The sequence below is a fragment of the Nocardia sp. genome, assembly GCF_025465275.1.
Classification (GTDB): domain Bacteria; phylum Actinomycetota; class Actinomycetes; order Mycobacteriales; family Mycobacteriaceae; genus Nocardia.
On record NZ_JAODNK010000144.1, the window covers coordinates 1 to 12,858 of the forward strand.

General features: G+C 66.6%; 10 protein-coding genes. 2 read left to right on the forward strand and 8 right to left on the reverse strand.

The features are described 5' to 3' along the window. The 3 genes from JWN03_RS31085 to JWN03_RS31095 form a co-directional block, all read right to left on the reverse strand. Positions 1-458 (reverse strand): esterase/lipase family protein (locus JWN03_RS31085; protein ID WP_297622434.1); only part of this gene is annotated, 458 nt, incomplete at its 3' end. 48 nt (positions 459-506) lie between these two features. Continuing rightward, positions 507-2,063, reverse strand: coding sequence for a beta-N-acetylhexosaminidase (locus tag JWN03_RS31090; RefSeq protein WP_297622601.1), 1,557 nt, complete (start codon positions 2,061-2,063; stop codon positions 507-509). A 5-nt stretch (positions 2,064-2,068) separates the two neighbouring features. Continuing rightward, a complete protein-coding gene (locus JWN03_RS31095; RefSeq protein ID WP_297622436.1) occupies positions 2,069-3,673 on the reverse strand; it encodes a CocE/NonD family hydrolase in 1,605 nt (534 codons plus the stop codon). 355 nt (positions 3,674-4,028) lie between these two features. Between JWN03_RS31095 and JWN03_RS31100 the strand changes: the two genes are divergently transcribed. Beyond that, positions 4,029-4,973, forward strand: coding sequence for an ATP-binding cassette domain-containing protein (locus JWN03_RS31100; protein WP_297622438.1), 945 nt, complete (start codon positions 4,029-4,031; stop codon positions 4,971-4,973). Beyond that, positions 4,970-5,731, forward strand: coding sequence for an ABC transporter permease (locus tag JWN03_RS31105; RefSeq protein ID WP_297622440.1), 762 nt, complete (start codon positions 4,970-4,972; stop codon positions 5,729-5,731). The genes JWN03_RS31100 and JWN03_RS31105 overlap by 4 nt, the downstream gene beginning before the upstream one ends. On the opposite strand, the gene JWN03_RS31110 is transcribed toward JWN03_RS31105, so the two are convergent. The 5 genes from JWN03_RS31110 to JWN03_RS31130 all read right to left on the reverse strand — a co-directional run bounded on the left by JWN03_RS31110 (position 5,715) and on the right by JWN03_RS31130 (position 12,829). Next, positions 5,715-8,897, reverse strand: coding sequence for a BTAD domain-containing putative transcriptional regulator (locus JWN03_RS31110; RefSeq protein ID WP_297622603.1), 3,183 nt, complete (start codon positions 8,895-8,897; stop codon positions 5,715-5,717). The two genes, JWN03_RS31105 and JWN03_RS31110, sit on opposite strands and share 17 nt — an antisense overlap. Positions 8,898-8,997: 100 nt before the next feature. Next, the gene (locus JWN03_RS31115) at positions 8,998-9,786 is read right to left on the reverse strand and encodes a DeoR/GlpR family DNA-binding transcription regulator (protein WP_297622442.1); all 789 of its coding nucleotides are present in this window, start codon (positions 9,784-9,786) and stop codon (positions 8,998-9,000) included. Positions 9,787-9,798: 12 nt separating this feature from the next. Then, entirely contained in the window at positions 9,799-10,686 is an 888-nt protein-coding gene (locus tag JWN03_RS31120) for a carbohydrate ABC transporter permease (RefSeq protein WP_297622444.1), read from the reverse strand. Then, positions 10,683-11,579 carry a carbohydrate ABC transporter permease gene (locus JWN03_RS31125; RefSeq protein WP_297622446.1) on the reverse strand — a complete coding sequence of 299 codons (897 nt, stop codon included), beginning with the start codon at positions 11,577-11,579 and terminating at the stop codon, positions 10,683-10,685. Before JWN03_RS31125 ends, JWN03_RS31120 begins: the two co-directional genes overlap by 4 nt. Continuing rightward, a complete protein-coding gene (locus tag JWN03_RS31130) occupies positions 11,576-12,829 on the reverse strand; it encodes an extracellular solute-binding protein (RefSeq protein ID WP_297622448.1) in 1,254 nt (417 codons plus the stop codon). The genes JWN03_RS31125 and JWN03_RS31130 overlap by 4 nt, the downstream gene beginning before the upstream one ends. Between the last annotated feature and the right edge of the window lie 29 nt (positions 12,830-12,858).

Genomic DNA, 12,858 nt, shown 5'->3' on the forward strand with positions numbered 1-12,858 from the left:
CCGGGGGCCAGCAGGAGTTCGGTGTGCACGTGCCGCGCCTGCCCCAGATTCTTGGCGTAGTACTCGGCAATGGTGCCGCCCTGGGAGTGCCCGACAATATCGACACGGGTCGCACCGGTCTGTGCCAGCACCCCGTCGATATAGGTCGCGACCTCGTCGGCGGCGCGGGCGATGGGTGCGATACCGCCGTAGGGCAGGGGTGAGCTGTCCCGCCCGTAGCTGGGCGCGAAGACGCAGTATCCGGCCGCGGTCAGGCTGGGGGACAGCACATTCCAAGCGCTCGAATCATCCATGGTCCCGTGCAGCAGTACGACCGGGTACGGATGGTCGGCGGTGGGGCGGCAGGTTCCGGCCGGGTCAACGGGTCCGGCGGTCGCGGTACCGGGTGTGGCGGCCATACCGGTGAGAACGGCTGTCGCGACTGCTGCCGCGAGGGCAGTGCCCGAGATTCGAACCATCGCCCTCTCCTATCATGAATTGTGTTGTGGTGTGGGAATTCTCGGTATTCAAATGGCGGGGATACCCACGGCGCGAACCTGATCGGCGAACACCGGATACGAGGTGCCCTTGGTGCCCGCCCACAGCTGCTGCGCCATGATCGGCAATCTCGCCCGGACCGGATCGACCATCTGCTGCTCGGTCATGGCATACGGATCGTCCGCCCACACGAACAGCTTCGAACCGAGCAATTGACCGCGCTGGTCCGGCCGCAACCGGGTGCCGTTGACAAAAAGGCCCGGATCCCAGGCGTACAGCAGTTCCGGCGGTGAGTTCAGCGGTGCGGCATAGCCGCCGGTGGCCCAATAGGTGGGAGTGAAACTCGCATTGGTGAGTGTGAAGCCTTGGTCGGCAAGGGATTCCGGACCGTTGACGCCGCCGAACCAGGGGAGCGGGCCGTTGCCGCCGGTCCAGTAGTCGACAATGATCGAGCGGTCGATCGGAATGCTGCCACCGTGCGGGATTCCGTCGTTCCACATGCGGGCGGTCTTGCCGTACGACCGCGCGATTCCATTCGCCCAATTGAAGGTGTCCGCGACCAGATCCTGTCCGGTGGATGCCGGGCCGAGGACGGTACGCGCGTAATCGGTGAGCTGGGGATAACGACTGTAATCGCTGATGTATTCGTCGCCGCCGAGGTGGAAATAGCGCCCGGGGAACATGGGGATGAATTCGCGCAGCAGATCTTCGATGAGCGGGCGGGCGGCGGCATTCGACAGATCGATGCGACCGTCCGCGGTGCCCGCGAGCAGGCTGTCGGTGGCGGCGTCGATCGGGCTGGTGACGGCCGGGTGCAGGGCCAGTTCGGGGTGTGGTTGCAGTATGCCGTTCATATGCCCGGGGAACCCGATTTCCGGCATCACTTCGATGCCGTATTCGCCTGCGTAGGAAATGATTTCGGCGATATCGGCCCGGCTGTAATGCTCCGGCGAGGTGATCTCCGGATGCGAGGTGCTCTCCAGCCGGAATCCGTAACTATCCGAAAGATGCAGCTGGATGATGTTCATCCGGTAGTACGCCATCTCGCGGATACGCTGTTTGATCCAGTCGACGGTGAGGAATTTGCGCCCCAGATCGAGCAGCAGGCCGCGCTCGCTGTAATCGGGCCAGTCCGTCACGGTTCCGGTCGGCAGTGCGGTGCTCTGCGAAAACCATTGCAGCAGTGTCTGGGTGGCGTGAATCGCGCCCTCGGTGGTGCGGGCGGTGACGGTCACGGTGTCGCCGACATCGATGCGGTACGACTCCGGCTGTGGCGGCCCGGAATGGTCGACGCGCAGGGCCACCTCACCCGGACCCGCCGCGCCGTTCCCCGCCGTCACCGCGCGACCGGCGCGGGTCAGGTCCGCGGCCAATCGGGAAGCGATCGGCGCGGCCGCGCTCGAAGCCACGATGTGCGCCCCGCCCGCGAGATCGAAACGTCCTGTGCCCGGCGTGAATTCGTGCACGCTCGGCACCGTCACCGGCAGGGTGGGCGCGCTATCGGCCCGCCCCGCCGGTGCGGGTAGCGCGAGGGCTCCGGCGCAGAGCGCGGCCGCTCCCAGCGCGGCCGCGATCGCCCGCGGCATCCGGCTCACGAGGTGCGCACCGGCAGTTCCGCCACCGACGGCGCGGAGAAGACGACCTGGCTGCCCATCGGCGTCGCGCTATCGAACGGAATCGGGTCCTGGGTGGTGACGGTCAGCGTCAAACGGTGTCCCGGTGCCAGATTCCAATAGGTCGGCGCGAGATCCCACTCGACCGAGGTGGGCGCTCCCGGTGCGAGACCGTGCCGGGTGATGGGCCAGTAGCTGATGTTCTTGCCATTACCGTCGGGCCCCTCGTCGTAGAGGATGCCGATCATGGTGAGGTCCGAACTCGGCGGTGTGACAGTCAGATTCAGGTGCACCTTGCCGGACACCACACCACCGTTCGCGAACGGTGCGGTACGCCAGACGCCCGCGACATAGCGATCGACGCTGCCGATCGGGATGGCCGGAGCCAGGCCGAGCTGAGCCAGCGAACCGGTGACGTACGGGACCGCGGCGATGGCGGTGGTCGGACCGGAAGTCAGTGGCTGACTCCAGGATTCGTTCGGATCGCCGCCCATTACGCCCGCCGCGGGGGCCGAGAGCGGGAAATCGCGGAGCGCGGCCTGTGCGTCCGCGACCGAATCGAAGTGCACGAGCGCATTCGGATCGGGCAGCAGACTGACGGTATCGGCGGCCTGGATATTCACCGCCGGCTCCCGGTCGATGCCATTGTCGGTGCCGTTGACGTAGTGGTCCAGCCACCGCAGTCCCGCGTCCCAGAACGAATTGGGCAGCCCGACGATCTGGCCCGCGCCACCGGCGGTCGAGTGGTCACCGGGCGCGAGATACAGCATCTTCGGTCCGGTGAGCTGATCGAACATGGAATACGTGGGCCCGACGGGCAGCAGGCTGTCCTGCCAGTCGTGGGCCAGGAAGACGGCCGTGCCATTGGTATTGAGCTTCGGGATGGCGTCGGCGAGAACGTGCCGGGAGGCCAGCGAATCGAAGGCGACGCCATTGCCGCGCACGATCGCGTCGAGGCCGCGCCGCACGAGCTCGGGGCTGAAGCGGTTGGTCGCCACCCCGGCCAGTGCGAGCGCGACCGGGCCGCCGGTCTTCGGGGTGCCGTTCGGTGCGAGCGCATCGGCGAGATCGCCGGGCGGAGAGTCGGCGACAATGGCTTTGATACGCGAATCATGCGCCGCCGCAAGCACACTCAGCCCCGCACCGTACGAGCCGCCCGCAACCGCAATGCGCTCGGGGTCCACATTGAGGTTGGCGATGGCCCAGTCGATGATCGCCGACGCGTCCTCGGCGTCCTTCTCGCCGAACAGGTCCACGTCACCGCCGGAGAGATACATGCCGCGCGCGGTGTATTCGATGGAGACGAAACCGTCGGCGGCGGAAAGCTTGTAGGCCGATCCGATGCTGCCCATCGACGGCACTCCCCACCCTGATGGCTGCAATACCAGCGCATTCTTGTGGGCGGCGAGGTCCGGCGGCGCCGTGATCACGGCATTCATCGGAACCCCGTCCGCGCCCGGGATGAAGATCGTGGTGATCTGCCCGCCCGGGATGGGCACGGCGGAGGCGGGCGTCAGGCACAGCGTGGCTCCCGCCATGAACAGCGTGGTCGCGGCGAGTACACGGAACAGTCGATTCCTCATGATCGCTTTCCCTCCCTCAGTGCAGGTTCGCGAGGAGCTGACCCAGATTTTGTAGCAGCGACACCGGTGACATGAGGATGTAGCCGATGATCGTGCCGAGGAGATCGGGTGCGGGAAGTTCATGCATGAGGAGTCCTCTGGGACGGCGCGGGCGAGGCAACCGACCTCATGCCCTGCGGCCGGAATCGGTTGACCCGAGAGTAATTGAGCGTTTGTGCTCTGTCTATACAGAAACCGATCATTAACAATCACAAAACCTGAGGTCCCGGCCGCCTACCGCCGTGTGCACTCCGTGTCAGGGGGCGTGTCAGGTCTGCGTCAGGTCTGTATCAGCGGGGCTGGCGACAGTACTCCCATGACAAGTTCAGCGATTGCGGCTTCCGGGCTGCGAAAGACGTACGGGGACAAAACAGTCCTCGATGGTATTGATCTGAATATCGGCGCAGGCACGATCTTCTCGCTTCTCGGTCCGAACGGCGCCGGGAAGACGACCGCGGTCAATGTGCTGACCACGCTGCTGACCGCCGATGGCGGCACGGCGAGTGTGGCCGGGCACGACATCGCGACCGAGCCCAAGGCGGTGCGCAAGGCGATCGGGGTGACCGGGCAGTTCGCGGCGGTGGACGACCTACTGACCGGGGAGGAGAACCTGCGGTTGATGGCGGATCTGCATCGCCTGCGGGGCAGCGAGAGCAAGCGGGTGGTCGCCGACCTGCTGGAACGGTTCGATCTGGTGGAATCGGCGCGAAAGCACGCGTCGACCTACTCCGGGGGTATGCGCCGGAAGCTCGATCTGGCGATGACGCTGGTCACCAAGCCGGAAATCATCTTCCTGGACGAGCCGACCACCGGACTGGATCCGCGCAGCCGGCGCACCATGTGGGACATCGTGCGAGATCTGGCGGCCGGCGGCGTGACCGTCTTCCTCACCACCCAGTACCTCGAGGAAGCCGATCAGCTGGCCGACCGGGTCGCGGTGCTCGACCAGGGCCGCATTGTCGCCGAGGGCACTCCCGCCGACCTCAAGCGCCAGGTACCCGGCAGCCACATCCAGGTCACCTTCACCGCCATCGCGGAACTGGAAGCGGCAGCACGGATTCTGCCCGGCTCCACCCGCGACGACGAGGCGCTGGCCCTGCGGATTCCCGGCGACGGCGGGACGAAGTCCCTGCGGGAGTTGCTGAATCGGCTCGCCGACCACTCGATCGAGACCGAGGACGTCTCCATCCACACCCCCGACCTCGACGACGTTTTCTTTGCCCTGACCGGACACGCGACCACGGAGGCCGACGCATCATGAGCACCCTTTCAGCACCACTGGCCGATGCGTCGATCATGTTGCGGCGCAACTTCAAACACACCGCCCGGACCCCGGTCACCATCTTCAACGCGGCCCTGATGCCGGTCATGATGCTGTTGATCTTCGTCTACGTCTTCGGCAATGCCTTCAATGTCGGCGAAAAATACATCAACTACGCGCTGCCGGGCATGATCCTGCTGGCCATCAGCTACGGGTTGTCCTCGACCGCGGTATCGGTGAATTCCGATATGACCAAAGGCATCATCAACCGGTTCAAGGTCATGGACGTCTCCCGTGGCGCCGTACTGACCGGCCACGTGGTGGCCACCATGCTGACCATCGCGATTTCCACCGCGACCGTCATCGGCGTCGGCTTCGCGCTGGGCTTCCGCTCCTCGGCGACCCTGCTGGACTGGCTCGGCGCGATCGGCATCATCGCGGCGACGGCTTTCGCGACCGCCTGGCTCACCGTCGCACTGGGAATGGCCGCGAAGACTCCGGAATCCGCGGGCATGACCACCGTGCCGCTGATCATGCTGCCCTTCGTGAGCAGTGCGGTCGTGCCGGCTCACCAGATGGGCCAGGGCATCCGGCAATTCGCGGAGTACCAGCCCTTCACGCCGATCATCGAATCGCTGCGCGGCATGCTGACCGGCAACCCGTCGGGCGGCTACACGGCCGCCGCGCTCGCCTGGTGCGCCGGCATCGCCCTGGTCGGATACCTGTGGTCACGTGCCACATTCAGCAAGCGAGCGTAGTTTCGACCAGCTCATGCCAGCTCGTCTGCGCACCCTCCCGCGACGCCTCGGCGAACTTCGGTTCGCCGAGGCGTTCTTGCGTGGCCAGCTCGATGCGGGCCGCATCCGGATGCGACCGATCCGGCAGTCCGCGCACGGTGGCACTCGCTGCGAGCAGCCGGGCGGCCTGCTCGTACTGTTCACCGCGCAGCGCCTGGTCGGCGACTCCGATGAGCACCTGTGCGATCAGGGGCGCGTACCCCGCCTCGGACGCCGCCCGGAATGCGGTGATGCGGTGCTCGCGGGCCTCGTCGAGGTTGTCGGCGACATAACCGAGCAGATCGTGTGTCACCGCCCGGATATTGGTCGACTCCGTATCCAATGTGACTGTCGCAAGGTCGATCTGGCGGTACACCTGCTCGGTGTCGCCGTGCCAGCGGGCCAGCTCCGCCTGCGCCAGGGCCAGCTCGGCCAGGGCGTTCGGCCACGCGCACCGTTGTGCGGACAGCTGTGCCTCGGACATGGCCGCCGCACTCGACTCCGCATCGCCCAGCAGCCAATACAGCTGAGCCTGCCGCGCCCGCATCTGGACTACATCCTCGATCGCGCCAACCTCGGTGACCACCGCGATCGCCTGGTCGAAATGCTCTATCGCACTGGTGAACTCGCCACGCATGGCAATCCGATTCGCCACTTCGGTCAGCGCGAACGACATACCCCACCGCTCGCCGATCGCCCGGAATTCGGCGAGCGCCAGCTCGAGATACGCGTCCACATCCTGCACCTCGAGCCCGACCACGATCCGCATCTTGCCCATCTGCAGCCGAGCCAGTGCGCGTACCCACGGATCGTCGTCGGTGAGCAGCGGTTCGAACGCGGTCAGGAACGTGTCCGGTCCCTGCAGCATGCGTTCCAGTGCGCCGACGAACCCCAGCAGCGGGTTGCTGACCTTGGTGTGCTGGCTGAGCCGGTAGGCCTTGTGGATCCAATCCTCCACCTGGAACTCGTCATTCCGCCCGGAGGACACGTAGTGCACGACCAGCGTGTACACCATGGCCCGGGTGTCATCGTCCACCTCGCCGGGCGCCTCGGCGGCCGCGATGATCAGCTCCATGCCCTCGGCCTTGTGCCCGCCGAGCCACCAGTACCAGCCGGCGGCGGCCGCGAGCCGCATGGCCCCGGTCGCGTCGTCGGTCGCGAGCGCGGCGCGCAGGGCGGCGGCGATATTGTCGTGATCGACCTCGAGGGTGGCAAGCCATTCCAACTGCTCGGCACGGCGCAGATGTGGATCGGCGGTCACGGCGAGTTCGGTGAAGTACGCGAGATGCGCGCGGCGCGCCTCCTCCGATTCCCCCGCCTCCGCGAGCCGGTCGCGGGCGTACTCCTTGATCGTCTCGAGCATCCGATAGCGCGGTGCGCTGTCACCGGCGGAAGTCTCGGTGCGGATTGCCACGGTGCGCAGCAGCGACTTTTCGGTCAGCGTGGTCAGCAGCTCGAGGACCTCCCACCCCTCGACCGCCTCTCCCGCGCAGACCTGCTCGGCGGCCTCCAGGCTCGCACCGCCGGAGAACACCGAAAGTCTGCGCAGCACAATGCGTTCGGCGTCGGTGAGCAGTTCCCAGCTCCAGTCGACCACCGCGCGCAGCGTCCGGTGCTGCGGCATCGCGGTGCGACTGCCGCCGGTCAGCAGGCGGAAGCGATCGTCGAGGCGGTTGGCGAGCTGATCGAGCGACATGGTGCGCAATCTGGCTGCCGCGAGTTCGATTGCCAGCGGTATCCCGTCGAGCGCGCGGCAGACGCGTGCCATGGTCGACAGCGTGTGGGCGTCGGTCCCGATATCGTTGCGCATCGCGCCCGCCCGGTCCCGCAGCAGCTGAACGGCGGGGGAGGATTCGATTTCGCCGGGGGCCGCGTCCGCGTCCGGCAGCGATAGCGGCTCGACCTGCCACAGCGCCTCACCGGTAATGCCGAGCGGTTCCCGGCTCGTCGCGAGAATCCGCAGCCGCCGGCACTCGCCGAGCAGCCGGTGGGCGAATGTCGCCGCGGCCTCGATCACGTGCTCGCAGTTGTCCAGAATCAGTAGCGCTTCGCGCTCGCGGAACGCGGCGATGAGACGGTCCATCGGTCCGGCGTCAGGTGCGCCGCCGAGCAGCGCGTCCCGCAGTCCGAGCGCGGCCAGGGTCGCCTGTGCCAGGTCACCGCTCGCGTCGACGGAGGCCAGTTCCACCAGCCAGGCCCCGTCCGGTAGCTCGCCGAGCAGGGTCTGGGCGGTTTCCACAGCCAGCCTGGTCTTGCCGGAGCCGCCGGGCCCGCTCAAGGTGGTGAGCCGATGCCCCGCAACAAGTTCGGCTACGGCGGCGACGTCGGCGGACTTGCCGACGAAGGTGGTCAACTCGGCCCGCAGGTTCGTCTTGCGGACTTCGTCCGGCACCCGGACTTCCTCGGGTGCTCCCACTTCGCCGCGCAGCAGCGCAACGTGCAACCCGGACAGTTCCGGTGACGGGTCCACACCCAACTCGTCGGCGAGGGCCTCCCGTGTCCGCTGGTACACCAGCAGCGCCTCGGTGCCACGACCCGCGGCGCCGAGCGCGCGCATCAGCGCGGCGGCGAGCCGTTCCCGCACCGGATGCCGGGCCACCAGTTCGGTCAGTTCCGCGACCAGTTCCGCACCCCGGCCGAGGCGGACCTCCGCTTCGTATCGATCCTCCAGCGCGGCGAGATGCAGCCCTTCGAGCCGGGCGACAACGGCGTCGAAAGCTTCGCTGTCCTGTAGCGCGACGTCCTGCATGACGGCGCCGCGCCACAATTCGAGGGCCTCGCGCAGTAACTGGGCCCGTTGCGGATCCGCGCTGCCGCGGGCCTGGTCGACGAGCTGTTCGAACCGCACGGCGTCGACCGCGTGGGCTTCCACAGTCAGGCGATACCCGCCCGGCTGTACATCGATCGACCCGTCCGGCAGCACCCGCCGCAGCCGGGAGACCAATGCCTGCAGCGCATTCGCCGCATCGGCGGGCGGCTGCTCACCCCAGATCCAGTCGACCAGCTTCGCCTTCGAAACGGCGCGCCCGGGTTCGAGCGCGAGGGCGATCAACAGCGCACGTAACCGGGCACCCGGTACCTCTATAACGCCACCGTCATCCGCCCGAATAACCAGCGGTCCAAGCATCCCGATCTGCACTCGGCCCATCTTGCCGTGCACGCTCGGCAAGCCGCCAGCCCGCCCGGTCCCGGGCGGGACATCCCTCGAGTAATCCCTCAACCCCGGGGGGCGGCCACCGGGTTCGGGCTCACACCAGGTCGACTCGCACGCCGGCCGCACGCAGGCCGGCGACGGTCTCCGGGTCGGCGTCGGAATCGGTGACCAGGACGTGGATCCGGTCGATGGGGCAGATGCGGGCCAGGGCGGTGCGCTGGAGCTTGTCCGAGGTCGCCACCGCGATGACATGCTGTGCGCGGCGGACCATTTCGGCATTGACGCCGGACTCGTCGAGATGGGTGCATTGCGCGCCACCGTCGACGGAGATGGCATTGACGCCGAGAACCAGTGTGTCCAGCCGCAATTCGGCCAGGGAACGCTCGGCGAGTGGACCGTGCAGTTCGTAGGATTCGCGCCGGGCCATGCCGCCGAGGCAGATGGTGCGCAGATACGGCCGCAGGACCAGCTCGGACGCGATATTCAGCGCATTGGTGACGATGGTGAGCCGCTCGTCCGTGGCGGTGGCCAGGTCGGGCCGGCCCGCCAGCGCACGAGCCACGGCGGTGGTGGTGGTGCCGCCGTTGAGCCCGACCACGGCATGCGTATTGATGAGGCCGGCAGCGTGTTCGGCTATGCGCTGTTTGGCCTCGTCGCCGTGCCGGTACCGGGCGGGCAGGTCGTAGGCGACCGAGGTCGCGACAATGCCGCCGTGCGTGCGGGTAGCCAGTTGCTGTTCGGCCAGTGAGGTGAAATCGCGGCGGACGGTGGCGGGGGAGACCGCCAGCCGTTCGGCCGCCTCCTCCACCGAGAGCCGGCCGGATTCGGCCAGCAGTTCGAGCAGCCTGTTCCAGCGCGTGGATCGATCGGCCGCTGCGGTCATTTCACCCTCCTGTCATTTGACGCTGCCGGCTGTGAGACCGGCGACCAGGCGTTTTTCGATGAACGCGAAGAGGATGACGACCGGCACGATACCGACGGTAGAGATGGCGAACACGTATTGCCAAGCCGTGTCGTACTGACCGATGAACTTCGTCAGGGCCACCGACAGCGGCTGGTTCTCCGGCGTGGTCAGAATCACCAGGCTGGCGGCGAATTCGTTCCAGCAGGCCACCATGACGAAGATGGTCGCGGTGACGATGCCCGGCCACACCAGCGGCAGGCTCACCCGGGTCAGGATCTGCCACCGGCTCAGCCCGTCCAGCTGCGCGGCCTCCTCGATCTCCACCGGCACCGAGGCGAAGAAGCTGTGCAGAATCCACACCGCGAAGGACAGGTTGAAGGCCGCGTTCACCAGGATCATGGCCAGCCAGGTGTCATTGATGCCGAGCGCGAAGAACTCCCGGATCAGGCCGGTCACCAGCACGGTCGGTTGCAGCATCTGGGTGACCAGCACAACGCCGAGGAAGGCGGCGCGGCCCGGAAAGCGCCGCCGCGCCGTGTAATACGCGGCCGGAATGGCCACCGCCAGCACCAGCAGCGTCGCGCTCACCGAAATGACGATCGTGCTCGCCAGATTGAACGGCAGCGGCGTCTCCGGAGTGCTCCACATGGTGGAGTAGTTGTCCGGATGCCATACATGCGGCAGATAGGTCGGTGGAATGCGCAGGATCTCGGCGCGGGACTTGAGCGAGCCGAGCACCATCACCACATAGGGGATCAGGAAGAGCGCGGCGAGCAGTACGCCCACCGCGGTCAGTTCCCAGCGGCGTCGTTTCCGGTGGGACACAAAGAGTTTCGCCGTCGTGGCGGCGACTTCCGGAGTGGGGAGCGTAGTCGTCACGAGTCCACCTGGTCGGTCGGGCGGATCACCTTCACGTAGACCGCGATGATCACCACGATCAGCGCGAAATTCAGCACGCTCATGGCCGCGGCGGTACCGATCTGCTGGTTCTGCCGGATGAGCTTGAAGGTGAGCGTGGTTGTGGTGTCGGCGGCGAATCCGGCGATGCTGCCGGTCAGCACCTGCAGAATCGGCAGCGAATTGAAGGCGTTGATGATGTTGATAATGGCGGCCACCGCCATGGCCGGGCGCAGCTGCGGCAGCACGATATGGCGGTAGCGCTGCCAGGAGTTCGCGCCGTCCACCCGGCCCGCCTCCACCACCTCGGCTGGAATCGACTGCAGCCCAGCCAGAATCGTGTAGGTGGTGAACGGGATGGAGACGAAGACGCCGACGCCGATCGCCACCAGGAACGCCTGCGTGGGCTCCTTGGTGAAACCGAAACCGCGGTCCAGCACGCCGATATCGACCAGGAAGCGATTGGCGACGCCGACATCCGGGTCCAGCAGGTAGTAGAAGATCGTCGTCGTCATCACCACCGAGGCCGCCCACGGCACCAGGACCGCCAGGCGCACGGCCGTCCGGCCCGGGAAGTCCTTGTTCAGGAACTGCGCCAGCGCGGCCGACAGCACCAGGGTGATGAAGACGACCCCCGCCACCCAGAAGACCGTGTGCCACAGCACCGATCCCAATTCCGGAATCGCGAACAGCGCCCGGTAATTCCCGAATCCGGCCGGACCACGATCCTGGCCGTACGGGGACAGATTGCGGGTGCTGGTCCAGAACATATACCCGGCGGGGAAGACGACGATCGCGACCACCAGGAGCAGAACCGGGCTGACCCACGGCAGGGCGGCCAGCCCTGCCGTGAATCTGGTTCTACGCCTGCTCAATTCGCGGCCTGCTGGATCTTCTTCAGCACATCGGCCGGATCGGCGCCCTGGGTGATGGTGCCCAGCTGCTGCTTGATCGCGCCCTGCGCGGCCGCCCACTTGGGATTATTGCTCGGGTAGAACTTGGCGGAGGGCAGCGTGGCCGAGAATGCCTTGGTCACCGGATCATCGGCGAGAGCGGTGAGGCCGCTGATGGTGATCGGAATGAAGTGCTCGGACTTCACGAAATTCGTGTACGCGTCCGGCGCGTAGAAGTAGTCGAGCAGCTTCTTGATCGCGGCCTGCTTGCTGCCGTCCTTCTTGAAGGCCATCAGATGATCGGCCACACCGAGCGTCACCGGCTGCCCGGATTCGGTCGGCGAGGGCGCGGTCGCGTACTTCAGGCTCGGATTCTTGTCGGCGATCATGCCGATCAGCGGGGGCAGACCCTCGATCATGCCGATTTTGCCCTGGATGAAGGCATTGAGGACGTCCTTGCGGTCGGTCGCACCCGGATTCGGTTGTGTCACCCCGGCATCGGCGATCGACTTCATGGCGCGCACACCGGTCAGGTTCTCCGGGGTATCGACGGTGACCTTGCCGTCCGCCGACCAATTGCCGCCCGCACCGAAGGTCCAGATGGAGGTCTCACCCTGCGTCTCCTCGCTGCCCAGCGGCAGACCGTAGCCGGAGACGCCGCCGCCGAGCGCCTCGACCTTCTTGGCCGCGTCCGTGAGGTCGGCCCAGGTCTTCGGCGGGGTGGTGACGCCGGCGCGAGTGAGCAGGTCGGTGTTGTAGAACAGCGTCCGGGTGGAGGCGAACAGCGGCAGCGCCCACTGGGTTCCGTCCATGGTGGCGTTCTGCTTGAAGCCGGGCTGGATATCGGCGAGCACCGAATCGGAGACGATATCCGAGGCCGGATACAGCATCTTGTCGCCGGCGAAGCTGGAGTAGGCATCGATATTCAGGATGTCCGGCGTGCTGGAGGAGGACTGCAGATCGGTCCGCACCACATCGTTGATGGTTTCCCAGGACTCCACCTGCAGATTCACCGAGATGTCCGGGTTCTGGTCGTGGAAGCCCTTCAGGATGCCCTGCCACAGCGCCTTGGTGCCGTGCGGGCCGTCACTGTAGGTGGGAACCAGCAGGTTGAGGGAGTTCGGTCCATTGTCGGAGGAGCTCTTCGAGCCGAAACCGCAGGAGGAGGTGGCGAGGACGGCTGCCGTGAGCATTGCCACGGCCGCAATGGTCTGGTGGAGGGATCTTTTCACTTGTGGAACCTTTCGATACACGCACCCGG